Annotated in this window: 19 protein-coding genes; 13 read left to right on the top strand and 6 right to left on the bottom strand. The window is 65.8% G+C overall.

The features are described 5' to 3' along the window. Positions 1-213: 213 nt before the first annotated feature. From ACQP2D_RS35830 to ACQP2D_RS35815, 4 genes are all read right to left on the bottom strand, one after another. Positions 214-765 carry a TerD family protein gene (locus ACQP2D_RS35830; RefSeq protein WP_433680352.1) on the bottom strand — a complete coding sequence of 184 codons (552 nt, stop codon included), beginning with the start codon at positions 763-765 and terminating at the stop codon, positions 214-216. A 17-nt stretch (positions 766-782) separates the two neighbouring features. Next, the gene (locus ACQP2D_RS35825; protein ID WP_433680351.1) at positions 783-2072 is read right to left on the bottom strand and encodes an SLC13 family permease; all 1290 of its coding nucleotides are present in this window, start codon (positions 2070-2072) and stop codon (positions 783-785) included. A gap of 28 nt (positions 2073-2100) precedes the next feature. Beyond that, positions 2101-2553: a CBS domain-containing protein gene (locus tag ACQP2D_RS35820; protein ID WP_433680350.1), complete on the bottom strand. Its 453-nt coding sequence runs from the start codon at positions 2551-2553 to the stop codon at positions 2101-2103. A gap of 396 nt (positions 2554-2949) precedes the next feature. After that, positions 2950-3435, bottom strand: coding sequence for a MarR family winged helix-turn-helix transcriptional regulator (locus ACQP2D_RS35815; RefSeq protein WP_433680349.1), 486 nt, complete (start codon positions 3433-3435; stop codon positions 2950-2952). A gap of 184 nt (positions 3436-3619) precedes the next feature. On the opposite strand from ACQP2D_RS35815, the gene ACQP2D_RS35810 reads away from it, so the two are divergent. Together ACQP2D_RS35810 and ACQP2D_RS35805 are read left to right on the top strand one after the other, a co-directional pair. Further along, positions 3620-5845 carry a hypothetical protein gene (locus tag ACQP2D_RS35810; protein WP_433680348.1) on the top strand — a complete coding sequence of 742 codons (2226 nt, stop codon included), beginning with the start codon at positions 3620-3622 and terminating at the stop codon, positions 5843-5845. Positions 5846-5934: 89 nt separating this feature from the next. Beyond that, positions 5935-6945, top strand: coding sequence for a chloride channel protein (locus ACQP2D_RS35805; protein ID WP_433680347.1), 1011 nt, complete (start codon positions 5935-5937; stop codon positions 6943-6945). Between the two features lie 33 nt (positions 6946-6978). On the opposite strand, the gene ACQP2D_RS35800 is transcribed toward ACQP2D_RS35805, so the two are convergent. Together ACQP2D_RS35800 and ACQP2D_RS35795 are read right to left on the bottom strand one after the other, a co-directional pair. Next, entirely contained in the window at positions 6979-8124 is a 1146-nt protein-coding gene (locus ACQP2D_RS35800; protein WP_433680346.1) for an alpha/beta hydrolase, read from the bottom strand. Positions 8125-8551: 427 nt separating this feature from the next. Then, entirely contained in the window at positions 8552-9313 is a 762-nt protein-coding gene (locus tag ACQP2D_RS35795) for a class I SAM-dependent methyltransferase (RefSeq protein WP_433680345.1), read from the bottom strand. Positions 9314-10001: 688 nt separating this feature from the next. Between ACQP2D_RS35795 and ACQP2D_RS35790 the strand changes: the two genes are divergently transcribed. From ACQP2D_RS35790 to ACQP2D_RS35740, 11 genes are all read left to right on the top strand, one after another. Continuing rightward, a complete protein-coding gene (locus ACQP2D_RS35790) occupies positions 10002-10607 on the top strand; it encodes a TetR/AcrR family transcriptional regulator (protein ID WP_433680344.1) in 606 nt (201 codons plus the stop codon). After that, positions 10591-11322 (top strand): ABC transporter ATP-binding protein, encoded by a 732-nt coding sequence (locus ACQP2D_RS35785; RefSeq protein ID WP_433680343.1) that lies wholly within the window; start codon positions 10591-10593, stop codon positions 11320-11322. Before ACQP2D_RS35790 ends, ACQP2D_RS35785 begins: the two co-directional genes overlap by 17 nt. 5 nt (positions 11323-11327) lie before the next feature. Continuing rightward, positions 11328-13679, top strand: a complete 2352-nt coding sequence (locus ACQP2D_RS35780; RefSeq protein ID WP_433685863.1) for an FtsX-like permease family protein — start codon at positions 11328-11330, stop codon at positions 13677-13679. A 36-nt stretch (positions 13680-13715) separates the two neighbouring features. Continuing rightward, a complete protein-coding gene (locus ACQP2D_RS35775) occupies positions 13716-14180 on the top strand; it encodes a nitroreductase family deazaflavin-dependent oxidoreductase (protein ID WP_433680342.1) in 465 nt (154 codons plus the stop codon). Positions 14181-14479: 299 nt separating this feature from the next. Further along, positions 14480-15127: a TIGR03085 family metal-binding protein gene (locus tag ACQP2D_RS35770; RefSeq protein ID WP_433680341.1), complete on the top strand. Its 648-nt coding sequence runs from the start codon at positions 14480-14482 to the stop codon at positions 15125-15127. A 1823-nt stretch (positions 15128-16950) separates the two neighbouring features. Continuing rightward, positions 16951-17307: a hypothetical protein gene (locus tag ACQP2D_RS35765; protein WP_433680340.1), complete on the top strand. Its 357-nt coding sequence runs from the start codon at positions 16951-16953 to the stop codon at positions 17305-17307. A 328-nt stretch (positions 17308-17635) separates the two neighbouring features. Next, positions 17636-18217, top strand: a complete 582-nt coding sequence (locus ACQP2D_RS35760) for a TetR/AcrR family transcriptional regulator (RefSeq protein ID WP_433680339.1) — start codon at positions 17636-17638, stop codon at positions 18215-18217. A 300-nt stretch (positions 18218-18517) separates the two neighbouring features. Next, entirely contained in the window at positions 18518-20506 is a 1989-nt protein-coding gene (locus tag ACQP2D_RS35755; protein ID WP_433680338.1) for a YhgE/Pip family protein, read from the top strand. 515 nt (positions 20507-21021) lie between these two features. Continuing rightward, positions 21022-22074 (top strand): AraC family transcriptional regulator ligand-binding domain-containing protein, encoded by a 1053-nt coding sequence (locus ACQP2D_RS35750; RefSeq protein ID WP_433680337.1) that lies wholly within the window; start codon positions 21022-21024, stop codon positions 22072-22074. Between the two features lie 668 nt (positions 22075-22742). After that, entirely contained in the window at positions 22743-23945 is a 1203-nt protein-coding gene (locus tag ACQP2D_RS35745) for an MFS transporter (RefSeq protein ID WP_387291740.1), read from the top strand. Positions 23946-24015: 70 nt separating this feature from the next. After that, positions 24016-25380 (top strand): L-serine ammonia-lyase, encoded by a 1365-nt coding sequence (locus tag ACQP2D_RS35740; RefSeq protein WP_433680336.1) that lies wholly within the window; start codon positions 24016-24018, stop codon positions 25378-25380. Positions 25381-25653: the final 273 nt, after the last annotated feature.

Here is a 25653-nt window from a genome sequence, read left to right as displayed (position 1 = left end):
TCCGGCCGCGCCCGACGGGAGAGTACCCACTCGCGACACTTGCCTCGCGGGGAATATGTCGAGGCCGGTTTTCCGGGTCTCCTCCTGATCTCAGGACTCACCGTCCGGCGCCGTGAGCAACCGTCCCAGCGGCGCAACGCTGACGCTCCCTGAATCTTCGGGGTGTCGGACTGTTCTTGCCGGCCATGTCGGTCGCGCGCTGGACCGTCGCGACTAGGTCAAGAACGCCCGCAGTTGGGGGATGGCTTCGACGGGATGTTGTGCGCGGATGGCTTCGCCGATCGGGTCGAACTGCCACACCTCGTTCGTGCGGAACAGTTTGCCCATGACCAGCCCAGTGTGCGGCCCGCCGCCGGTCAGGTCGTAGCGGGCGATTTCGGTGTCGGACACGCCGTCGACCAGGCGGCAGAACGCGTTTTCGATCTGGTCGAAGGTCTGGCCCGAGTAGGAGGTGACGATGAAGACGATGGTGGTGGCCTCCGGTGGTAGTCGGGTCAGGTCGACGGTGATTATTTCGTTGTCGCCCTTGCCTTCTCCGGTTGTGCTGTCGCCGAGGTGCCGTACCGATCCGTCGCGGGAGCTGAGTTGTTCGTGGTAGACGACATCGACGATCTGGTCGGCGGCGAACAACAGCGCCGCCGCGTTCAAGTCGATGTCGACCGACCGTGAGCGCAACCAGCGGCTGGTGCGGACGGGGTCCCAGCCCAGCGCCATGGTGACGTGGTTGAGTTCCGCTCCGCTTTGGTCGCGCAGCGTTACGAACAATGGTTTCTCCCTTGTTGTCAGGCGAATACGAAGTAGCGCAACCACAGATACGGCGCGGCGACCGCGATGGTGAGGGCGGTCACGACCGCGCCCTTGCGGGTGAATTCCCAGAACGAGATCGGTGCCCCCGCGCGGGCGGCGATGCCGAGCATCACGACGTTCGCGCTGGCGCCGACCGCGGTCAGGTTGCCCCCGAAGTCCGAGCCCAGGGTCAGCGACCACCACAGGGCGTCGGTGTGTCCTGGGTTGTCGATTCCGGCGGCGAGGTCGGCGACCAGCGGGCTCATCGTGGCAACGTACGGGATGTTGTCGATGATCCCGGACAGCAGCGCCGACACTACGAGGATCACCATCACCGCCACCAGCGCGTCACCACCGGTGACGTCGGTGGCCCAGCCTGCCATCGTCTCCACCACACCGGTCTTGACCAATGCGCCGACCATCACGAACAGTCCGGCGAAGAACAGCAACGTCTCCCATTCGACCCCGGACAGATAGTCGGTGGGCTCGGTGCCGGAGATCAGCACTAGCACTCCGGCGCCGAGCAACGCGACGACCGAGGGATCAACATGTAGCACCGAGTGACCCACGAATCCGGTGAACACAGCGAGCAGTACGAGGCCGCATTCGATCAGGAGTCGGTGGTCGCGGATGGCTTCGCGTTCGTCCAGTGCCATCACATCGGTGATCCGTTCTGGGTCGGCGTCGAAGGAACCGCGGAACAGTCTCGGAAGTACCAGGGTGAACACCACCAGTTCCAGCACCACGATCGGTGTCATATGCACCAGGAAAGCGTTGAACGACAACCCGCTTCGGCTGGCGATGATGATGTTGGGCGGGTCGCCGATCAAGGTGGCCGCGCCACCGATGTTGGAGGCGAATACTTCGGCGATCAGGAACGGTGCGGCGCGGATTCCGAGTCTGTCGCACACGAGCAGGGTGACCGGGGCGATCAACAGCACGGTGGTGACATTGTCCAGAAACGCCGAAGCGACAGCGGTGATCAGAGTCAGCAGGATCAGCACGCGCACCGGGGATCCTTTGGCGCGCTTGGCCGCCCAGATCGCGGTGTATTCGAAGACGCCGGTTTGGCGCAGTACCCCGACGATGATCATCATCCCGAACAGCAGCAGGATGACATCCCAGTCGACTCCGGTGTCGTGGGAGAAGAACGCCTCCCCGGAATCGAGCACCCCGAGAGCGAGAATTACCGCCGCGCCACCGAGGGCGGCTTTGGTTTTGTGGATGCGCTCGGTGGCGATGAGCAGATACGCCACTGCGAATGCGGTGACCGCGATGGCGGTCATCGTCGGCTACTCCCGCGCGGGCGGCCGTTCACGTGGCGGCGAGCGCCACCTGAAGGAGCCGTGATGCGGTGATCACGCCGATCATTCGTGTCCCGTCGACGACCGCGATCAGCGGGCATCGGCAGCGGGCCATCAGCGCGGCGACTTCGATCACGGTGTCGTCGGCGTGGGCCACCGGCAGGACTGGTTTGGTTTTCGATTCCGGGAGCAGTTGCCCAACGGTCTTGCCGCGCAATGCTTCCGCGACCCGATCGGCCACCGATTCCGACAACACCCCGGCCAGCGACGGATCGTCCTGGACATATCCCGGTACCAGGAACCGCACCACCTGCGACGCTGGCAGTACGGCCTGGGGCACTTGGTCGCGGTCGGTGACCACGATGCCCGGCAGCCGATGCTCGGCCAGCAGCTTCGCCGCGGCCAACGCGTCGGAATCCTTGGTCACCGATGGGTAGTCCTCGGCCATTTGACTTGCGTGCACACCAGCACGATACGACTGGCCGAGCTCCCACCGATACATATCCGCCGTCGAAATCGGCACGATCAACCGTCACTGCACAGCACACCCGAGCGAGCCTCACGAATCACCCCTTCGCCGGACCGCCCGACCCGCCGACCGGGCCGGGTTGCCGACCAGACTTCCCGGCGCACCACCCGTAAAGATGCCGTAAAAACGCCAGTTGGGCAAACCGTGGGCGCGGAGGGTAGCGCTCGATTCGGTCTGAGACGGGTTGAGGAGGTGCAGGATTGAATCCGGGCTGCCACTGCGGGGTCTGACGAGTCGATGACCCGAGGTGTACCGTCGCGCATTCTGGTTTCCGGGGCCAGCGTCGCCGGATCCGCGCTCGCCGCTCGTCGTCGGATCGGATGTTCTCGATCAGAGTTGATAACTGTCGATGTCGAACCCGACCTGGGGTTCGCCGCCCGCATTGGTGAACGCGGTGAGCGCCCGCACCAGCCCGGATCGGTCCCGCTCGGACATCCGTTCCACGACGGTGGCGATCTCGCTCCGTCGATGGGCGGTGACCCGGTCGACGACGCGATGCCCGAGCGTGGTCGGTTCGATGATCAGCTCGCGGCGCGAATCGGGATTCGGTTTGCGGTTCACCAGCCCCGCGGTGACCAGTCGGTCGACCATGCGGGCCGCCGTGGACGGCTGAACGTTGAGCGATTGAGCGAGCGTGACGACTTTCGACGGTCCTCGGGTCGACAGGATCACCAGTGTCCGGAACTGCGGGATGGTGATGGATTCGTCGACGAGTGCGATCGAGCGCGCGGACAGGGCGACGAGCAATCGGGACGCGGCCAGCAGCGCATCGGTGATCTCGTCGGCCGACTCTCCGACCACTGTGTCTTTCGCCATCGCGACCGCCTCCGCCGACTCTGTGTGCATCTATCTTTCTATCGTGCCGCGTGCGCCCTGTTCACGGGGTATCCGCGTCGCCGTCGCGCCGGAATAGAACTCAGGCAAATCGCAACTGTTGCATACTGCCTTTATCGGGTAGGGTCCACGACTCGTGGTAGTTCGCACATCGCCCGGGGCTCGAATGGACGTGTGCCGGTGGGGATTCGTCACCGTCGTCGGCGTGGTCGCGGGGTATGCGTCGGTACTGTTGGCCAATCCGCGCCACTTCTATACCGACGACACCGAATCGCAGTATGGGCCCATGTGGGTCATGCTGGGACGGCACCTGCATCAGGGGCGGTTCCCTGCATTGGTGCCGTGGGAGTGGATGTCGGGCAACTACTCCATGGAGGAGGCGGGGCTCTACAACCCGCCGCAGTTGCTGGTGGACTGGTTCGCACCGGAAGTGGACAACCTGGCGCTGTATGTGACGGTCGTGAAGCTGATCTTCTCGATCATCGCCGCGTTGGGCGTATTCCGGGTGTGCCTGGCCTATGGGGCGCGCACGCCGTGGGCCGCGGTGGCGGGCGTGGCTTTCCCGCTGTCGGGATGGTTCCTGTTCTTCGACGAATCCAGTTGGGCCACTTCGCTCACCGGTACCGCGTGGATGTTGCACGCGTGGGCCTCGGCCGTGCGGTACGTGCGTGTCGAGCCGGACGCCAGGCGCTGGTGGAACGGGCCGATTCCGGTCTTCGTGTTCCTGTACCTGGCGATCTCGGTCCAATACGTATTTCCTGCGGTCGAGGCCGCGCTGATGATCGTGGCGGTGGTTTTCGGAGAGGTGGTGTACCGGCGTGCATGGGGGCCTTCGCTGCGGCTGCTGGCGGTGGCGGCCTGTGCGGGCCTGGCGGGGTTGGAAACCTATCTGCCGGGGATGCTTTCCTCGTCGGTGACATGGCGCGGCAACGAGCGCGTCCTCAACGACGATTTCTTGAACGTGGGCTGGTCGGAATCGCTGAACGCCAGCCTGCCCAGCACCGTTCCGGCCTTCACCGGCTGGTGGGGATATGTGCAGCCGATCCCCATGGTCTACATCGCCTGGTTCCTGATTCCCTTGCTGGCTTTCATCGATTGGGCCGCCGTGCGGCGGTCGTGGCGCGAGTTCGCCGGTGCGGCCCTGTTCGCGCTCATGTTCCTGATGTGGACCGCCGGGCCGGGCCGTATCGGGCCATTGCGCTGGCCCGCCCGAGTGCTGCCCATGCTGGCGGTCGGTCTGCTGGTGCTGGTGTGTGTATTGCTGTCGCGGTACGGCAGTTTCGCCGACTGGCGACGCCGGGGCATCGCGGCTGCGGTGCTGATCGGGTTGCTGTTCGTCCGATCCTTCAGCGCGGCACCGCATCTGGTGCTACGGCATGTGGGTGCGGTGGCGGTGGTGGCTGTGCTCACCGCGGCCCTGGTATGGCTGGCGCGCACCCGCGGCGTGGCGGCGGCCTGCGTGCTGGCCATAGCGGCCATGTTCCCTATCGCCTACTACCAGGTCACCGCGCAAGCGCCCACGCCGCTGTCGTATCACTTCCCGGAGCGGCGTTCTGACATGCGCGCCGCGTTCCCGCATTTCGACGGCGTCACATTGCAACTCGGCGACCGCGCCCTGGTGCCGCCCGCCGAGCAGAGCCTCGACCGGGCCTGGGGTTCGCTGGCGTTCGGCAACTACGCCAAGAACATGGGGCTGCAATACGTCAACGCCTACACTCCGATCGGCTACCGGAAGTTCAGCAAGCTGTTGTGCATGGGCTGGGACGGCAGCACCTGCCCGGCCGCGTTCGGTGCGGCCTTCTCGCTCGAACCGTCCACCGGGCGAACCTATATCGACCTGATGAAGGTGGATCGTGTGGTGCTGCAACGCGCCCAGTACCCCGACATCGGCAACCATCCCGCCCCACCTGGGTGGAAATGGGTCGACTACCCGGGGCACGAACGCGACATATGGGTGCTCGAACGCGAGAACGGCCCGATCTCCACCAGTGCGGGTCCCGCCGACGCGCAGGGTGTCACCTTCACCCAGGTCGGCCGCGACAGTGTCAGCAGCCACTTGCGGGTCGACTCGGCCGAAGGTGGGCGGCTGGTGTTCGCCCGCCTGGCCTGGCCCGGCTATCGCGTCACGCTCGACGGGCACGACATCGGCTTCGGCGCCGTCGCGAATACCTTTGTCGCCGTGGATATCCCGCCGGGCACTCGTGATGGCGACCTGATCGTGGCCTGGCGGCCGCCGGGCTGGAAGATCGGCATCGCCACCGCACTGGCCGGACTGTTGGGTCTGGGCCTGCTGCAGTGGTCACACCGTCGGGGCGGCCGCATCGACGCCGACACGCCCGTGGACAAGCTCGGTCCGGAGGCCGAGCGCTCGACGACCCCGGTACTCGTCTGATCAACCGACCTCGGGCGGGGTGTCTCCGGTCACGGAGGCCGCGACCCAGGTTTCATGTACATGACAACTATTGCATACTGCATGCATGCTTGCTGGACGGGGCCAAGCAGAACACGCTCCGAACCTCTCTCGGTTCGCGCCGGGCGTTTCTCGGCTGGCTGCGGGAGAGTTCGTCGGGCGTGCTCGTCATGGCGGTCGGCGTCGGCGCGGTGACAGGCGTCGCGGCGGTGGGGTTCCGGTTCCTGATCACCGCGGCCACCCGCCTGTTCACCGGTTACGACGACTACTCCGGGCTCGGCCGGATCGCTTCGGCCCATTGGCCCGTACTCGGCTGCTGGTTCCTGCTGCTGGCCCCGGTCGCGGCCGGTGCGATCTACGGGCCGATCGGAGTCTTCGCGCCCACATTGTTCATCGGCGCGATGGCCGGTACCGCATTCGGTGATATCGCGCACCAAATCCTGCCCGGCGCAACGGAATCCCCCGGTGCGTACGGTTTGGTCGGGATGGCCGCTGCGCTCGGCGGCGCGACCCGCGCTCCCATCACGGCGGTCATCATCCTGTTCGAGCTCACCGGCGAGTACCGCATCATCCTGCCCCTGATGGCCGCCGTCGCAATGGCCGCAGCGGTGTCGCGGCTATTGTCGAAAGACACCATCTACACACGAAAACTGCGGCGTCGCGGCGTCGATATCGATCGCCCTCGGCATCCGTTCGCGACGGTGACGGCGGCCGACCTCGCCCGACCTGTCCCGCAACCCCTGTGGCAGACAAGCGATCTCGCAACGGCCGCGACGGCGCTCGAGCGCAACCCCGGCGGGATTCTTCCGGTTCTCGACGAGACCGGGCGCTATCGCGGATGTGTGTCCGCGCGCGAGGTCGCCGAATCCCTCGACGCGCCCGAACCCCCTCCCACCCTGGCCCCGCTGGTGCAGGAGTTGTCGCCGATCGCCGCCGACACCTGTTTCCACGACATCGTCATCGCCCTCGCGGGTCATGGCAGCACCGGACTTCCCGTGGTCGATGCCGACCACACCGCCGTGATCGGCTGGGTGAACCACGAAGACCTGCTCTCGGTCCTGCACACAGAACCGGAACGGTAACGCACATCCGGATCGACTGCGGCAGAGCCGACTTCAATGCGGAGAACAAACCGACGGACAGGGCTGGCGCCGTTGCGGCGGCTCGGTGGTTCCGGGCCGGGGGATGGACAGGGCGCCCGGCGCGGCCGGCTTTCGTGGTGGACTCAGATGAGTGTTGAGCCAGCCGAACGCTTTCGGATACATCGCCCGCCAGGTCCCCCAATTGTGGCCGCCGTCATCGACGATCAGCGGCGGCGCGACCTGCGTCGGCGCTTTCGCGGCGTCGACCAGCGCTCGGGCATTGGCGGGCGTGCTGGACGGGTCGCGGCGGCTCGTCGCGACCAGCAGCGCAACCGGCGCTCCGGTGCCGGCCAGGCGAATCGGGTCGTTGAGCCGACGCAGCGTCCGGCTGGGCACCACATCCGGATCGCCGTGAAAGTCGTCGGGGCTGAAAGCGAGTCCCGTGGCGAACTGTGCCGGATACCGCAGTGGCAACGTGATCGCGCACAAGCCGCCGGTCGAGTCCCCGGCCATCGCCCACCCGGAGGCGTCCCCGATCGCCCGGAAATGGCTGATGATCAGATTGCGCACGTCCTGGGACAGCCATGTCGCGGTCTGCGCGCCGCGGGGGATGTCGGCACAGTCGGTATTTCCGCCGGGATCGACTCGCGGCATGACCAGAATCGCTGGCGCCAGTTGACCTTTGCGCATCATCTCCGCCAGTTCGGTGGTGATGCGGCCGCCCTTGATCCATGCTTGCGGCGTTCCGGGAACTCCGTGCAACAGCATGATCACCGGGAAACGCTCGCCGCGGTACTCGGGTTGGTCGTATTGCGGTGGCGTCCAGACCAGCACTCGCCCCCGGAGACGCGACCGCGGGCCGCGGTATTCAGCGGTGCTGACCCTGTCGCCGAGGTCGTGGAAGACGGCGGTGCCGGTTGCCCCGCTCGGTGCGTTGTCGTCGGTGGCCGGTTCGCCGAGCAGGTCGTTCCAGGAGCTGTAGAGAGCAAAGTTGTCGTTGACCCACAGGCCCAGTACCGCGACCGCGGTCGCCTGGCACATGCCGATCATCAGCAGTCGTGTCAGCCAGCGCACCGGGCGCGGGCCGCGCACCCAATTCCAGGCCGACAAAGTGACCATAACCGCGGCGAGAGCTGCGGCGATCACGGTATAGAAAAGCCAATCGCTGGTCAGGCTCATCGAACCGAGGTGGGACGGCCTTCATCCGCCATCGTATCCCGTTGCGTCACGGCGATTCTGCGATCGGAACGAGGCATCGAGCGCAGGGAACGTCGTGCCGGAGCGTCGTGCGTCACGGATTTGGAGGCTACCGGATGGACTCCTACTGCAATAGTTGCGATACGCCACCTTTTGCCGCGGCTGGTGCCCTGACTTCCATGGCGACAGCCACTGCCACGCGTGCGCTCGGCGACACGCAGGGTTTTCGCCGCCAGCCGAACACGGTCACTGCACAGGCCACCTGCTCCGACAGTCGAGCCACGCGGTCGGACAGCAGCTTGCCGCGACGGCGGCCACAGTGGGGGCGGCATGCGGCTCATCGGACAGCGGGGGATGGGGAGGTCTGCGACAAGATCTCGTTTCGTGTGTCCAGAGGCTCGGCCCATGCTCACGGGCGGGTGCCCACCAACAGGTCGACCAGGTAGGTCTCCTCGATGGTGCCATCCGGGAAAGCGGTGCTCAGCAGCCTGTGTTCGTCTGCAAGAAGGGCATGCCGTCGGTTTTCGTCGAGAACGAGGCACGCCGAGCGGCTACCGATGTTGGCCAGATGCGTGTCCAGTGAGACCGTGCGGGACCAGCGCATCTGGCGTCGCGCGACGCGCACGCCTGTCAGGCCCGCGAGTCGGATGGCTTCGGTGTCGTCCGGGCGCGCGGCGGGCCTGGGTTCCGTCCCACAGCGGTGGGCGATGCGCAGGTGCTGCGCGTGGATCCACGGCACGTCGAACGCCGTGGTGTTCCACCAGATCGCCAGTGCACCGTCGCTACGCAATACACGCAGCGCCTCGGGCACGGAAACCGTCGGGTCGGTCCACTGCCAAGATTGTGCGTAGGTGACGAAGTCGTGTGAAGTGCTGGCGAGTGGGAGGGCGTTGCCGTCTCCGCGTACGACCAGCACGCCCGGGACCCGGCTGCGACACTCAGCGGCCATCTCCGCACCAGGCTCGACCGCGGTGACCTCGGCTCCCCGCCCAACCAGCAGTGCGGTGGCGATCCCGGTGCCCGCGCCGACATCGGCGACGCGCGCACCCGTCAAACTGTGGCCTGCGAGTTCTTCGATCGCGTCGAAAAGCTCAGGCGGATAAGAAGGTCGGCTGGCCGCATACTCGGCGGCGGCCATATTGAAAGACTGGGCCCGCGATCTGGTGGTCATCTACCCATCATCGACGCTACCCGGCGGCGTCAGAGCGTCATCTCCTAGTGACGCTTTCGTGCGGTTCAGCCGCTGACACTCTCGTACGGTCCTGCGGCGTCGGTGGATTCGGCAGGGCGCGGTTTCGGACAGCCATCTCGGCGGCAACGGGAGGACTGACGGCAGCGTGCGGCTCGACTCCGACGCGGTAGCGCTAGCACGGCGTATCCGAATATTCGATTCGGACGGTCAGGTCCGCGACCAGACGCGGGTGGCGGCCCCGAGACACCGATCGTCCGAGAATCGCGCGGACGGATACGCATGTCGACCGGTTTGAGACGATCAGTCACCTCGGTGACGCAGTGACGCACCGATACTTCGGATCGGCAATTCAGTCGGACCATCATGACGGTCGGGTCCAGCCGTAGGTGTCTGCTGGTTCCGGCCGCGCGGAAGCACGTTCGGCGAACCTTCGCGCTATCGCCTGTCCGATACCCGATGACGCGCCGGTTACCAATACCGTGGCCGATATCGTGATCGGCCGCCTTCGTGACTTGCCGGCGAGCGTGCCTTCGCATTGTCAAATCATGCACTCGTTGTGCTGGTGGTGCTCTGCCATCAAATGTGAGCAGTCAGCAACTATTGCATAGTGCAATTGATGGTGATAGCTTGGGCATACGCCCAAGGTGATCGTCCAATCGGAGGTCCGGTGGTAACCGCAGCCGAACAAGGTCGAGAAACCCGCGCCCGCCTGATGGCGGCGGCGATCGAACTCGTCGCCGAATACGGCTGGGGTGCGGTGAGCACGCGCATGGTGGCCGAGCGCGCCGGGGTGCGTCCCGGGGTGGTGCACTATCACTTCCATTCGGTGACCGACCTGTTGATCGATGCCGCGGTGTCCACCGCGCGGCGGGAGTACGAGTCGGTGATGGCCGGTGTGCTGGCGCTTCCCGGGCCGGAGGCGATGCGGGGGATGCTCGCCGCCATCGCCTCCTACACAGCGGCCGATCCGGTCACGGTGGCGATGACGGAGATGATGCTGGCGGCCACGCGGCACGAGCGGCTGCGGATCGAACTCGGCCGATTGGTGGCCGAGGCGCGGGCGGCGATGGCGGATTGGTTCCGCACCAACGGCGCGGTGACCGATCCCGAAGCCACCGCCGCGGTGGTCGCGGCGGTGCTGGACGGACTCATCCTGCACCGCCTGATCGATCCGAGCCTTGGCGCGGTGGATGTGACCGGCCCGCTGCTTCGCGCGGCGGGATTGACCGAAAACCAAGCGAGCGAGGGGAATTCGGATGGACACGAGCAGTGATGCTCGCCGCCGCGGCGGCATAACACTGCGGGCAGTGAACAAGACCTACGGCACGGGCGAGGCCGCGGTACACGCGTTGACGACTGTCGACCTCGACATCCGACCGGGCGAGCTGGTCGCGGTCCTGGGGGCGAGCGGTTCGGGGAAGACCACACTGCTCAATGTCATCGGCGGCATCGAAGCGGCCGACTCCGGATCGATCGTTGTCGCGGGACAAGACATCTCGGGCCGGAACCCGGCCAGCCTGGGGGAATTCCGGCGCGATCACGTGGGATTCGTATTCCAGTTCTTCAACCTGATCCCGACCCTGACCGCGCGCGAGAACGTCGAGGTCATTGTCGAGTTGACCGGCCGTGGCGATCGCCGCCGCGTGCGGACGCTGCTGGGCGCGGTCGGACTCGCCGACCGCGCCGATCACTTCCCGTCGCAGCTGTCGGGTGGTCAGCAGCAACGTGTCTCGATCGCGCGGGCGCTGGCAACTGATCCGGACCTGCTGCTGGCCGATGAGCCGACCGGCGCGCTGGACGTGGCCACCGGGCGGGGCGTGCTCGAACTGCTGCAGCAGACCAGCCGGGCCGGCCGCGGTGTTGTCATGGTCACCCACAACGAGGTGGCAGCGAACATCGCCGATCGGGTGATCCACATGCGCGACGGTCGTGTCGTCGCCGACGAGGTGAACGCGAATCCCGTTGCCGCCGCGACCATTCGGTGGTGAGTGCGATGTTCATGGTGTCGAACCGGGTGCTCGCGACGAAAATCCTGCGCGATCTGCGCCGCCGTGCCGCGCAGGTCGCGGCGGTCGCGGTCACCGTGCTGCTCGGCGTGCTGCTGTTCGTGGCCAGCTACGACTCCTTCCGTAATCTCGAAACCTCCTACCAGCAGACCTACGCTCGCCTGCACTTCGCCGACTTCACCGCCACTGGTGGAAATCCGGCGCGGATCGCCGACGCTCTGCGCGGGGCACCCGGTGTGGCGCGCGTCGCCGTGCGCACCCAAGCCGATACGGCGATGTCGATCGACGGCACGAAACTGCTGGGCAGGATCGTGGGCCTGACCGGGCCCGCGGGCGTGAACGAGATCAGCCTGGCCGCAGGGAGAGTGCCCGATCCGGCCCATCCGGACGAGGTGGTGGTCGAGTATCACGCGGCACAGACATTCGGCCTGCACGCGGGCAGCCAGGTGCGCACCTTCGACGGCACGAGCTGGCATACCGTCACGGTGTCGGGCATCGCCTGGTCATCGGAGTACCTGTGGCCGGCCCGCAGCCGCCAAGAAGTGCTCGGCGACCCGCATGGCTTCGCGGTCGTGTTCGCGCCCCAGCACGAGGTGACGCGCTTGTCCGGACGTCCCGGCCCCGATCAGACCATCGCCGAAATGAATTCCGGGGCAACGGCATCCGAGCGTGACCAGGTCACCCGGCTGCTGCGCGACACCGGGGCCCTCGACGTGCAGACCAGGGCCGATCAGCCCTCCAACGCGGCCCTACACGAGGACCTCAGCGGCTTCTCCGAACTCGCGATCGCCTTCCCCGCGCTGTTCCTCGTCGCCGCGGCTGTCGCGGAATACGTGCTGATCACCAGGCTCGTGCTCGCCGAGCGACCGATCATCGGGACGCTGCTGGCAATGGGCGCACGTCGGCGCACGGTCATCAGCCATTACGTCGGCTACGGGTTGGGAATGGTGCTCGCGGGCACGGTATTCGGTGTGCTCGGGGGGTTCCTCGCAACCTCGGCGGTGACCGCCGCCTACACCGAGGCGGTCGGGATTCCCGACACCGTCGTCGATCACCGACCGTCGACCGCGATCGTCGCCGTGCTACTCGGCCTGCTCACCGGGGTGGCGGCGGGCCTGGCCCCGGCGGTGGCCGCGGCGCGCATCGCGCCCGCCGCCGCAATGCGCGGCGATAGTCTGCGCCCGGCGAGGGCGGGGCGATGGTCCCGGTCGAGCGCACGCTGGCACCGGGTACCCGTGGTCGCGCGAATGACGGTGCGCTCCTTGGCGCGCGGCCGCCGCCGCACGGTGGCGACGATGACCGGAACCGTACTCGCGCTGGTCCTGATCCTGGCCTCGGTCGGCATGCTCACCAGCATGCGCTCGGCACTGCACATCCAATTCGACGAGATCGAACGCGAGGACGCCACGGTGATCACCTCGAGTCCGTCGAACGAGCTTGCCGCCCAACTGCGCTCGATATCGGGCGTCACCGCCGTCGAGCCCACCGGTCTCACACCGGTGACATTGTCCGCCGGTAGGCGCTCGTATTCGACGACGCTGACCGGATTGGTGCCCGACACCACGATGCACGGTTTCCGCGCACCCGGTGGCGGCGCCGTGCCGTTACCCGACACGGGCATCCTCGCCGGGGCCGCGGTGGCCAAGCAGCTCGGCGTCTCGGTCGGCGATACTCTCATCGTCACGCCTGCGGCCGGTAGGCCGAAAGCCGAGCAGTTGACGGGCCTGCTCGATGAGCCGCTGGGAACCTACGCCTACGCCACCGACGCGACCGTCACCGACATCGGCGGCGCCGGACTGCGCGGCTACCTGCTGCGTTTCACCGCGGACGCCGATCGAGACGCCTTGCGCGCCACGGTAACCGAGTTGCCCGGCGTCATCGCCTATAGCGACTCCCACGCCATGCAGGACCAGCTCGACCGGTTCCTCGGGCTGTTCTGGGCGTTCATCGCAGCGATGCTGATCTTCGGCACGGTGCTCGCCTTCACGGTGATCTACGTGACCATGACGGTGAACCTCGCCGAACGCACCACCGAACTGGCCACCCTGCGCGCGGCGGGCGTGCCCGTGCGCAGGCTCACCGCGTCGCTGGCCGCGGAAAACCTCACCGCGACTCTGCTGGCCGTCCCGCTCGGGCTGGCCGCCGGATATTTCGCGGCCTGGGCATTGCTGCGTTCGTTCACCAGCGACATGTTCACCTTCGGACTCGCCTTCGGCGGCGCCGCGCCCGTGCTCGCCGTCGTGGCGGTGCTGGCCGCCGCCGGACTGTCACAGCTGCCGGCGGCGCGCCTGGTCGAACGCATCGACATCGCCCACGTCGTGCGCGAACGAGCCCAATGACACCCGACCGACATGATCGACGAAGGAGCATGAGCGATGGTCTCTCCCAGCCGAACCGAAAGATTCGGCGCTCGCGCGCTGCGAACCCGATGGGTGGTCCGAGCACCGATAATCCTCTACCGGGTCGGCCTCGGATTCCTGTTCGGATCGCGGCTGCTGATGTTGGAGCACACAGGACGACGGACCGGCGTTCGCCGATACGTCACCCTGGAGGTGGTCGATCATCCCGAATCCGCTACGTACGTCGTGGTCTCCGGATTCGGCGTCGGCGCCCAGTGGTACCGCAATATCACCGCGAACCCGCATGTGCGGATCTCCACCGGATTCCGCCGTGAGGTGGCCGCGATCGCGACACCGCTGACAGCCGATGAATCCGCGCTGTCGCTCGAACGCTACATCGACCACCACCCCAAGGCGTGGACCAGGTTGCGCGGCACCATCGAAGCGGCCACGGGTGCACCGGTGAATACCCTTCCGATGGTTCGGCTGGTCACCGGATAGCTTGTGCCCCCAGCCAGGGCATCGGTGTGCCGTGCATTCGAGATCACCCGCTTCACAATGCGTGACCGAACCGCTCGAGCTCGTCGCGTCTCCGCCCTGCCGTCGAGAGTGCGTCAGCAACTCGGTACCGGTTGCACCGCATCAGGTTTCGATCGGGCGACGACGACCCCGGCGTGTCGAGAAAGCCTCGCGCTCGCTCGGTCGACAGTGTGCCGAACTCGCAGACCAGACCCGAATTGCTGCGGCTGACGTGGCCCCGCAGGGTTGTGCAGCCGAATCGCGTTGCCATCATTGATGTCATGCGGGACCTGCCGTTCGACGCACGGGAGCGTATTGCGCTGTGCGATCTTCTTGGTGAACTCGGAGCGCAAGCGCCTACGCTGCTCGCCGGATGGACCACGCGAGATCTGGCCGCCCATCTCGTGTTGCGTGAGAGGGATCCCGTTGCGGGTCTCTGCCTGGTTCTTCCCGGGCCGTTCGAACGGTTCGCTGAGCGGCGCAGAGTGCGGCTCGCCGGGCGCGCAGAGTTCGGGTGGCTCGTTGCGCGGCTTCGGTCGGGCCCGCCTCCCGGGTTCTTCCGCATGAGGTGGGTCCGCTCCTTCCCGAGCTTGAACGAGTTCTTCGTCCACCATGAAGACGTGCGCAGGGCCAACGGACTAGGCCCTCGCGACGCCCTGACGCCAGCGTTCGATGAGGCGCTGTGGCGGAACGTTCGTCGAGGTGGCCGCTATTTGAGCCGACGGTTGCGCGAGGTCGGGCTCGAGATCGTATGGGCGGGAACTGGCGAACGGGTGATGGTCCGGAACGCCGAGCCCACTGTTCGGCTCGGTGGCGCGCCGGGTGAGGTCCTGCTGTACCTCTTCGGGCGCCAGGCGGCGGCACAGGTGGAACTGCACGGACCGGCGCACGCTGTTGCGATCGTCCGTCACACACACTTCGGGATGTAGATCCTCCTCGCGAGGGAGTTGAGAGGTTCCGCATGGGTGGGCATCTCCATCGGTGATGTGCTGCTGCACGCGTTCCACCGGCACAACTACCCGTCACCTGGGGGAATTATTTGACGGCTGACACCGGCCGTTGCCCAGGGGGTTGGCGGTCGCTTTGCTGGTTGAGCATTCGGGTGTGATCGTGTCCATGGCGGACGGTGATGTCGGTGCGGGCGGTGGTTCTCATGGCGGCCGAACTCGATCCCGGCGAACGGAACCTGCGACCCGATCGCGGCAACCCTTCGGCGGCAGCGATCTCAATCACATGCCCGCCGCTGATCGAAGTGCCCCATAGCCCTCCCGTCGCCTGATCGGCGAGTCTCGATCAGAAGGCACGTGGTCCTCGACGCTGCCCAGCAAACATTCCGTGTCGCTCAACGGTGCAATGCCGAGTGTCAACAGGTGTGCGTGGGGTGCGCTCGCGCACCCGTCCGTCTCAGTTGTGCCGTTTCCGTGGGGCAGAGGGTGAGCGACCTTCTACTCGCGCACGCGGAGGTGTCACCGGTGACGGAGCTGTGTGCCGCGGGCGGCTTCGCTGTCACATTTGGGTCAGGTCCGACGGCCCGCGCGAGGGGGAACGTGTGCGAGGAAGTGATCGAGCACGTATTTGCGACAAACTTGACGCAAATCGGTGCTCAAGTAGTGCGCGAGAGGGGACTTGAACACGGAGCCGCAACAATATTGGTGCAAATGTGTGCACGAGTACTTCTATTGTGCGTCGCTAGAGTGTAGCGCAGGTGGGTTGATCATGTTGCATAGTCTCAATTCTATTGATTTGCAATAGTTTTCAGCGGTTCGGTGAAAGTAGCTGAGTGGGAGAGGTTGGCGTCGGTTTCTGTCGTTGGTTCGGCGGCGGGGGTTATCTGCTTCAAACGTGTTGTGGGGTGGGCGAAATTGCTCGTTGAAGGGTGGTCCAACTCTGACCGCTGACCAATGACCCGGCCAACTGGGCGGAAGGCCATCTGCAGTCCTCCACGGCAGAGCGCACTTGTCCGATCAGCTCCTGGGCGACGAATTCGGCTGCCGCGGAACGGAGGCGAGGACGTGAGATCGCGAGGGAGACCTGGCGTTGGATCTCAGATTCGTGGAGCGGTGCTGCGCTCAGCGCGGCGCAGGCGACATCGTCGCCGATGCCGACGCCAGGCAGAATCACCCAGCCGTGTCCGTTGCGCACTAATTCACAGCGAAACATCTTGCTGCACAGATGACTTCGCACATGCCCCGTGCCGGCACGCTGGGCTCGAACCGATCACCACCGGCTCGACCTGCGCTGGTCACGCTCACCGCCTCGGCGCTGGAGCTACCACAGTCGAGCACGGCGCGCGAGCACGGCGGGGTGTGCCTGCGGCGTCTGATCTGCCCACCATGTTGGCGGAGAATCCCCTTCTCCCGTGCGCGTGAGGGCTGCTTTGATGCGCGGAACAGAAAAGAACGATGACCGGCGCCGGAATTGGACCGCACTTTCGGAGAAAGGCCGCACCGGTGAGGAACGGCACCGGAATCGCCTCTGAACCTGTCATTCGATGACCCGCCATCAATATCACCGGAAATCCATGTGAGGGAGAAATTCAATGCGACACACAAGCCGGGCCCGGATCGCTGTTCTCGTGGCAGCAGCGGTAATCACCACCTTGGCGGCCGAAAGCGCAACAGCGAGCGCGGCACCGGCCCCGGGGTCTGTGACACAGGTCCTCGACCCCGCTGCGTCCGCGGCACCGGCCGCCCCCGTGGCGGCGTTGGTCCCGAACCAGGCACCCGAGACATTCGACGTCTCGGCGGCGGCGTTGCCCGAGGCCGTCATCCCCGACGCGTCGCCGGTCGCGGCGCGCAGCATCGACGCTGACGCCGATATTCAGAACGCCCTCAACCAGGCCGGTAACGAGTTCATGCTGGGGGTCACCGCGGGCAGCGTGATCGGTGGCGTCGTCGGCCTGATCGGTGGCTGCGTCGTCGGTGCGGTCGTTCTTCTGATCGGTGGCTGCATTCCCGGTCTTGGACTGGGCGCCGCTCTCGGACCGATCATCGGCGGTGTCGTCGTCGGCGTTCCGGCCGGGATCGCCGGGTTGATACAGGCTTACAACACCCTGCACGCTGCCGGAGAAATCAGCGCACCGACCCCTATCGCCCCGGCGGTCTCCTGACCGTCCGCCTCCCGCGACCAGCCTGATATCCCGGCCGAGCATCAGTGACAGCGATGCTCGGCCGGACGGCGTGCATCAGTTACTCGTACACGTCCCGCGGAACTGCGGGAGCGCCGACGAAGTAGTTCCGGACATACAATCGCGAACCCACGATCTCCCTTCGCCGACACTGGTCGGCGGAGGGAGATTGTCGTGAATTCCCCCGTTTTGTCCGGGGAGGCCCTGTGCTGCAATTCCGTGAACTGATGCACTGACAGGTGTCCCGTGGCGGCGGTGATTCCCGGTGCCGTCGCCCGTTCTTTTCCGCTTGGCGCGCTGGAGGGGATTCATGAGAAGAGCGTTCCCGGAGGTTGGTCGAGCGAAGTTCATCGCCGCCGGTATGCGAGTGGTTGCGCGCGAAGGAATCGACTCGACCACGGCCCGGAAGATCGCACAAGAGGCGGGCACCTCGCTGGGCATGGTGCACCACTTCTTCGCCTCGATGGAGAAGCTCCTGATTTCGATCTTCGAGCACGCGGCTCGGGAACGTATACGAAACGCGTTGCTCGACTACGATTTCTCCGAATCCGCACCCAAGGCCGGGCAGGTGCTGAAACGGATCGTTCACGCGTATCGCCTCGATCCGTTGCCCTGGGATGTCTACGACGAGCTGGTGAACCGTGTCTCGCGGCTCGACCCGAATCTGGCGCGCAAGTGCACCGACGAACAGGTCGAACTCCTCGCCGAGGTCCTCGACTACGGCACCGATTCCGGCGCGCTCGGTGATGACTCGACCCGCACTGCGGTGCTGATCCTCGCGATATCGGACTGCATGGTCGAGTACCGTCGAATTTCCCTTGACGAACACACCATTTTCGAGATGATCGATGTGATGGCCAAGCACTTCGACAATACCGAGTCGAAATTCTGACTACGCGCAGCATTGTTGTGAAACGACCCCAGAAGAGAACGTCCAGGAATGAGCTGCCGGTACCACTCTTGATCGTCTACACCACCCCTTGGGGTGGCACTCCGGACAGCAAAGGGGCAAGCACGGTCAAGTGAAGAATTCCCGCTGCATTCGGTGATGGTCGACACTATGTTTTCTCGCAACCCACCCGGCCCATGACGTTATCTGTGGTATCCGCTAGATCCGTCCCTTGTTGCTGGAGCGATACCGCACGGTGCTGTGTCCATGTGGGGCACCGGAAGGACGGATATGGGATACCGCGTGTCATCGACCACGATCAGAACCCGCCGGTGGCTGCACGCCGCCCCAGTGCACCAGATCGGCAGGATCCTGCTGGTGGTGGTCGTGGTGCTGCCTACGCTCGTCTCTGCGGTCTACATGTGGACGATGTGGGATCCGCAGCGGTATCTCGAGTCCGTTCCCGTGGCGGTCGCCAGCGATGACACCGGAGCCACCACTGACGGCAAGCCCGACAACCTCGGTGCCACGATCCTGGACAACCTGACCTCCGGTGGTGATCTCGAGTTCCACCGCGTGTCCTCCGAGGAAGCGGTAACCGGGTTGCGGCAGAACCGATACGCGTTCTCTGTGGTCATTCCTGCCGACTTCACCCGTAGGATCAGGTCCGTCACCGATCCTCACCCGGCCCGCGCCACGATCGCGGTGTGGTACAACGACTTCAACGGCACGCTGACCACGGCGGTCGGCACCCCAGTTCTGCTCGAGGCGCAGCGTCAGATCACGGCCTCGATCGGACGTGAGTACGCCAGCCAGGTGCTGCTCGGACTCAACCAACTCGGCGACGGACTGGGCGACGCGTCGAGGGGCGCGGCCCAGCTGACGCAGGGCAGCGGCCAGCTCGCCGACGGCTCTGTGCAACTGTCCGCCGGGATCCATGAAGCCGCGGCCGGAGCTGTGACGCTGGCGAGCGGCACCGGGCAGTTGCACGAAGGCGCTGTGGACCTGGCCACTGGTGCGGGGCAACTCCTCGATGGCACCAACCAGCTCGGGACTGGCGCCACCCAGGTCCGCGACGGCGTCGACCAGATTGTCTCCCCCGTCCTGGCTGTCACCGCCCTGGCAGATCAGCTCGCGACCGACCTCGACCCGCTGCTGGCGAGTCTGGCCGCCAGTTCCGACCCCGCCCTGGCCGACGCGGTCGGTCAACTGAAATCATTGATCGGGCAGATCCGCCAAGCCGATCCGAATGGAATCGCTGGGCAGCTCGGGCAGCTGCGTGACGGGACCAAAGAGCTCGCCCGCCAGCTCACCGATCCCCACGCCGACTACCGCGCAGGTCTGCTGGGATTGGTCAACGGGAGCAATCAGCTGCGTGATGGTGCCGGGCAACTCGATTCGGGAGCAACGCAGCTCTCGGCGGGACTGGCCCAGCTCGACGCCGGTGGTGTGCAGCTGCGCGACGGTGCGCAGCAACTCGACGACGGCGCGCAGCAACTCGACGACGGCCTGCGCGACGGTGCCGGGCAAGCGCCTCACATCCCCGACGCCAACGGCTCGGCTGAGGTGTTCAGTCAGCCCGTCGAGCTGGACGTGCACAACCAGGAACCCAGCGAGCTGGTCGTCGACAGTGACCTGAGCCACAAGGTCGTGGCCGGGGGCAGCGGCCCGGTGATCGTCGTGCTCGGCGCGTTCCTGGCCGCGATCGTGCTGTGGATGCTGGTCGACCCGGTCGACCGCGACCCGGCCGATCGACCCTCATGGCGCACCGCTCGGCGCGCGGTGCTGCGTAAGACGCTCCTCGGCGCGCTGGTCGGAATCGTCGTCGCGGTGTCCGCGGCTGGTTACGGCGCATGGGTCGGGTGGCAGCCGCAGAACTGGCCGGCGATGGTCGCGGTGGTCGCGGTGGTCGGGGTCGCCGCGGCCACCACCACGCAGCTGTTCGTGGTGGCGTTCGGCAGGATCGCCGGCTCCATCACCGCGTTCAGCTTCTTCATGTTCCAGATCTTCGCTTTCGGCGGCATCTTCCCGTTGGGGACCACCCCACCAGTGTTTCGTCCCTTCAAGGACATCTCCCCGATGACCTTCGCGCGACGAGCCATCATCCGCTGCGACATCACCCTCTACGACCAGATGTTCTGGGTCTCGGTGACACTGCTGGTGCTCGCCATCATCGGCGCGGTCGCCGCCGTGGTGTTCGCGGAACATCTGCGTGCGCAGGCGAATCCGGAACCAGCGTCGGCCACCCATCCCCAGACAAACGGCGAGGTCGGCGTTCCAGCACCGGCGTGATCCCACCCCGATTCCACACGGCCAGTCGACTCGCGAGTGTCATGCCTGTGCGGAAGTACGGGCTGGACTCGTGCGGCGGGAATGCGTGCGGCCCATCCATGGTCGCCACCGGGGCGCTGGCAACGGCGCGCCTCGGTGGCCTGCCCCGTCGGATAATCGATGCCGGCCGCACCAACGGTCGCTGCCGGCGATGATGTTCCTGGGTGTGGCTGTCGTTCGTGATCGAGAGCAGCGCCACACCGCCGACGCCGCAGAGGCGGGGGACGGCGGTGACTGCTGCTCGTGTCGGTGCACCAGTACGCATCGAGCTCTCCCGATCGGCACATTTGATTGACTGGCACCTCCACTTTGCCGCCGCTGGGGCGTGGGAGGTGTACGGGGCTGGGGCGGTCGGGTGAAGGCGGCGACCGCAAAAACATGGCAACTGCTGAACACGGGTGCGTCTGCGGGTATACACTGAACTGGTCATTCGACCAGTAGGCGTGGTTTTCGCCGTTGGGAAGCCGATTTATCTCATGAATGATGTGAACAATCTGATCACATACGACTGCGATCTGCAGGATGCGAAGATACCGCCGGTCGCGATCGTAGGTCTGCTCGAGGTCGCCGAGAAATGGCGTCTGAACACCGATTCGTGGTTCGCGGGTACGGCGGTGTCGCCGGGGCACCTGCAGCTGCCGGAGACCCGGCTGTCCTACCGGCAGATCGCGACGATCCTCAAGCGTGCGCTGCGGTCCTTGCCTCCGGGGCCGGTCGGGATCCATGTCGGCAGCCGTGACGTGCTCACGAACTGGGGGCTGCTGGGATTCGCGATGCTGGCCAGCGCGACCGTCGCAGACGCCGTGCTGGTGGCAATGAGCTGGCATCAAGCCTCGGGCAGCATCATGGATTACGAGATCGAGTACGGGCGAGACGAGTTCGCGATTCGGCTAGGTGAGCGCAGCCCGGACCTGGAGCTGCGGGCATTTTTGTGCGAAGAGGGATGCAGTGCCATCGTCACCTTGCTGCGGTCGGCGTTCGGTGCCGATGTGGTGCCCGTGCGGTTGGAATTCGCCTACGAGCGTCCGGCTTACGCCGATGCCTACTACCGGTTCTTTCGATGCCCGGTGTATTTCAACGCCGAGGTGAGCCGGGTGTACCTCGATGCCGGGTTGCTCGAACGGCCGCTACCATCGCCCAACCCCGCGCAGTTGGAGTTGGCCGTCGAGGCCGTGAAGCATCTTGCCCAGCCCCTGGAGCACCGTCCCGACATCGTCGCCGCGGTCGAGGGCGTCCTGCGCGAGCACCTTCGCCGACCGGTCACGATGGGGCTGGTCGCCGACCGGCTGGCAATCAGCGAGAGAACGCTGCACCGGAGACTGGCGCAGGCCGGTGTGCGGTTCGGCGATATCCGCGACCGGGTGCGCCTGCAACGGGCCACCACACTACTGCGCGACACGACTCTGCCGATCGGATCGATTGCTGGTGAGGTCGGGTTCAGTGACAGCCGCGAGTTCCGCCGCGCGTACCTGCGCTGGACCGGGACGACGCCGAGCGCCCAGCGAGCCGCCGCGGCGACACCGGCATAGCGGAGACACCGGTCACCGTCGGCTCGGTGACGAGCACCACCGCCTTGCCGGTGGCCGCGGGGCGCTGCCGGGGCCGGAGCTGAATACGACCGAGGCGACCCTGGTGTGGTGACCTGTGAGAAGCGGCGAGCGATGGGCACCGTTTCACCATCCCCAGTATGCGACGGCGGGGCCGGGCATTTCGATGAAAGACACGATCGTCGACGGTCGCAGGACACTTTATGTGGGATGGTCATCCGGGAACGTGAATTGAATGTCGTCTTTGCCCCCCTAATTGTCTGTATGCCCCCTGTGTGGGGCGGTCGGACATCTGATTAGCTCTGCGGCGAAAAGCGTAATCGGTCGCGTGATCGATCTGCATCGAATTATCCAGATGTCGTCCAGTAACGGGTCTTTCCTGTTCGCGGTCAGGGTTATGAAGAGGAATGGCGTTATGTTCGACATGATCAGTGTGTTGTCGGTACGGCCTGGATCGACGGGCAGGCGTTGCGAGTCAGGGCGACATCAGAATGTGTCGGGCATGAGCCTGTTGCGTTGATTCGGTGACCATTTCAGGCTGAGAGAACCCGTTGATGAAGAATTTCGATACCCATCCGTCGCCACTTGCTGATGGCGTTCTTGAGGTGGCTGCCGGCACAGAATCGGTGAAAGGGGATTCGACGCGACCGGTGCCTGTTCGCTGGATCGGCCTGTTCGGTCTGGCATGGCTGGGAATGTGGTTGGCTCAGCTGACGGTATTTCAGCTGGTGTTGCCGCAGCAGGTGAACGACAGCATCGGGATCGGTGATGCGCTGCGGGGGGACAACTGGCGATCCAGTGTCACCGATTTCGGTGTGATATCCGGGATATCGGCAGTCTGTTCGGCCGTTGCCTTTCCCGCGGCCGGTGCGCTCAGTGACCGCACCACCAGCAGATTCGGTCGTCGACGGCCGTGGATCGTGGGCGGGTGTCTGCTGTTGGCGGGGTCGCTGGCCGGGTTGAGCACGCAGACGAGCATCGCCGGTGTCACCGTCTGCTGGTCGCTGGCGATGATCGGGTTCAGTGCGGCGTCTTCCGCGCTGACGGCGCTGATCGGGGACCAGGTGCCGCGCAGCCAACGGGGGGTGGTGTCGAGCTGGATCTCGACTCCCCAGGGGCTGGCTCCGGTCCTGGGGGTGTCGCTCGTGGCGTTCTTCGCGCTGAATGTGGCGCAGTCCTACTGGCTGATCGTGTGCCTGCTGCTGGCGCTGGTGGTGCCGTTCGTGTTGACGACCCCCGACCCTGCGGTATCGGCTGTGGCGCGGGCCCGCTGGTCGGCGATGCATCTGCTCGGCGATCACGACTTCCGCTGGACGCTGATCGGGCGGGTGCTGGTCAACCTCGGCAATGCCCTGGGCACCGCACTGACGTTCTACTACCTGCAATTCGGATTGAAGGTCGCCGATGCCGAAGAGTCGATGGTTGTGCTGTCGGTCGGTTACATGGGGGCCGCGATCGCCGCGTCGATATTCAGTGGCTGGTGCTCGGACCGTCTGCAACGACGCAAGCCGTTCGTCCTGGTCGCCGCGATCATGCAAGCGATCTCGGCTGCGGTGATTTTGTGCCTGGGCAATCTGTGGGGCGCCACGATCGCCGCCGCTGTCCTCGGCGCGGGATACGGCTCATTCATGGCCATCGATCAGGCGCTGGCCGCCGACGTGCTCCCCGACGCCGAACACAACGGGCAAGAACTGGGAATCATGAACATCGCGATGGCCATCCCGCAGGCCCTGGGGCCGCTGGTGGGAGCCGGATTGATCGCAGTAGGCGGTTTCCCGCTGCTGTGGATCGGGGCCGCCGCAGTGACAGTGCTCGGCGGCATTTCGGTCATGGCGGTCGCGCGGGTGAGGTGAAACACGCTGCCGCGCAACAGATTCTGTGCCTGCAAAGGGGCACCGCGAGTATCTCTGACAGAGGAAGGGAATGTCGGTATACATTTCTGTGTCTGAACTGTTCACGATCGGAATCGGTCCCTCCAGCTCGCACACCGTTGGCCCGATGCGCGCCGCGCGCGCGTTCACCCAAGACTTGCTCGACCGTGGTGTGCTGAGTCAGGTCACGAAGGTGGTATGCACGTTGTACGGGTCGCTGGCGGCCACCGGCGTCGGTCACGGCACACCGGACGCGGTCGTCGCGGGGCTCAGCGGTCTCACCCCCGAAGACTGTGATCCCGACCGAGTGCGAGGGGCGTGGTCGTCGCTGCATGTGGACTCGCGCTGCATGCTCGCGGGGGTGCACGAGATCACCTTCACACCTGGCGACATCGTGTTCCAGCCCCGTACCCGCCTGCCCGCACATCCCAACGCCGTCGCCCTCACCGCGTGGGCCGGCGACGGGGGCCGTCCGCTCGCTGCGGAAACCTACTATTCGATCGGTGGCGGATTCATCCGCCGGGAAGGCGAGCCGGTGTCGACCGGCGGCGTGGATCAGCCTTTGCCGTTCGACACCGCCGAGCAGTTGCTCGACATCTGCGCCACCGAAGGCTGCTCCATCAGCGAGGTGGCCCGCCGCAACGAGGCGGCCATCCACGGTGCGGCCGGGATGCGTGAGTCGTTGCAACGCATCTGGGCCGCGATGGTGGCGTGCGTGTCGGCAGGGCTGTCGGCCGAGGGGACGTTGCCGGGCGGCCTGGGTACTGTCCGGCGGGCGGGCGAGCTGAAACGAGCGCTCGACAGCGCGTCGGACGATCACGACGACTGCCGCGGAGACTGGCTGCTGGCGTTCGCGTTGGCGGTGAACGAGGAGAACGCGGCGGGCGGACGTGTGGTCACCGCACCGACCAATGGAGCGGCGGGCATCGTGCCTGCCGTCGCCCACTACTACCTGCGATTCGTTCCTGGCGCCGGCTTCGACGGCGTCGAGGACTACCTGCTGACGGCCACCGCTATCGGCGCGCTGGTCAAAGCCAATGCCTCGATCTCCGGTGCGGAGGGCGGCTGTCAGGCCGAGGTCGGTGCCGCGTGCGCGATGGCCGCGGCCGGGCTGTGTGCGGTGCTGGGCGGGTCACCGCCGCAGGTCGAAAACGCTGCGGAGATCGCGATCGAGCACCATCTCGGGCTGACCTGTGACCCGGTCGGCGGGCTGGTGCAGATTCCCTGCATCGAACGCAACGCGGTCGCGTCGTCCACCGCGGTCACCGCGGCGCGTCTGGCCCTTCGCGGCACCGGAGCACATCGTGTCTCCCTCGACACCGCGATCGAGACGATGCGCCAGACCGGCCTGGACATGTCGCACAAATACAAGGAGACCAGCCTCGCCGGACTTGCGGTCAACGTCGTCGAATGCTGAATGTCCCGTCTCGGGTCGGCCGGGGAAGGTAGTGCGATGATTGCCAACTCATCACATAGGACCGGACGCTCAGGTGTCATGAATGTGCTTGTACGGCAACCTATTTAGAAAAACATCAGATGCGGGAGTCAATGGTTGGGCCGCGTGCGACCCGGCGCGGTGTAATCGGTTGTCCTGGGCTTTCGCGAGACGATTTCAACGACGGCGGGACCTGCTGGAGCGTTGCTGTAACGCGTGCGAAGCAACGCGAATTGCCGTGCGCGGCACAGTCTG

It is taken from the genome of Nocardia sp. CA-119907, from assembly GCF_050955995.1.
Lineage (GTDB): Bacteria > Actinomycetota > Actinomycetes > Mycobacteriales > Mycobacteriaceae > Nocardia.
Note: the sequence above shows the minus strand (reverse complement) of the source record. Positions and strands in the feature narration are given on the sequence as shown.

What these genes read in the sequence shown, in the direction of transcription:
- ACQP2D_RS35825 (WP_433680351.1), bottom strand. Translation starts at nt 2,072, where the DNA reads ATGACCGCCATCGCGGTCACCGCATTCGCAGTGGCGTATCTGCTCATC.
- ACQP2D_RS35815 (WP_433680349.1), bottom strand. Translation starts at nt 3,435, where the DNA reads ATGGCGAAAGACACAGTGGTCGGAGAGTCGGCCGACGAGATCACCGAT.
- ACQP2D_RS35810 (WP_433680348.1), top strand. Translation starts at nt 3,620, where the DNA reads ATGGACGTGTGCCGGTGGGGATTCGTCACCGTCGTCGGCGTGGTCGCG.
- ACQP2D_RS35800 (WP_433680346.1), bottom strand. Translation starts at nt 8,124, where the DNA reads ATGAGCCTGACCAGCGATTGGCTTTTCTATACCGTGATCGCCGCAGCT.
- ACQP2D_RS35795 (WP_433680345.1), bottom strand. Translation starts at nt 9,313, where the DNA reads ATGACCACCAGATCGCGGGCCCAGTCTTTCAATATGGCCGCCGCCGAG.
- ACQP2D_RS35785 (WP_433680343.1), top strand. Translation starts at nt 10,591, where the DNA reads ATGGACACGAGCAGTGATGCTCGCCGCCGCGGCGGCATAACACTGCGG.
- ACQP2D_RS35780 (WP_433685863.1), top strand. Translation starts at nt 11,328, where the DNA reads ATGTTCATGGTGTCGAACCGGGTGCTCGCGACGAAAATCCTGCGCGAT.
- ACQP2D_RS35775 (WP_433680342.1), top strand. Translation starts at nt 13,716, where the DNA reads ATGGTCTCTCCCAGCCGAACCGAAAGATTCGGCGCTCGCGCGCTGCGA.
- ACQP2D_RS35770 (WP_433680341.1), top strand. Translation starts at nt 14,480, where the DNA reads ATGCGGGACCTGCCGTTCGACGCACGGGAGCGTATTGCGCTGTGCGAT.
- ACQP2D_RS35760 (WP_433680339.1), top strand. Translation starts at nt 17,636, where the DNA reads ATGAGAAGAGCGTTCCCGGAGGTTGGTCGAGCGAAGTTCATCGCCGCC.
- ACQP2D_RS35750 (WP_433680337.1), top strand. Translation starts at nt 21,022, where the DNA reads ATGAATGATGTGAACAATCTGATCACATACGACTGCGATCTGCAGGAT.
- ACQP2D_RS35740 (WP_433680336.1), top strand. Translation starts at nt 24,016, where the DNA reads ATGTCGGTATACATTTCTGTGTCTGAACTGTTCACGATCGGAATCGGT.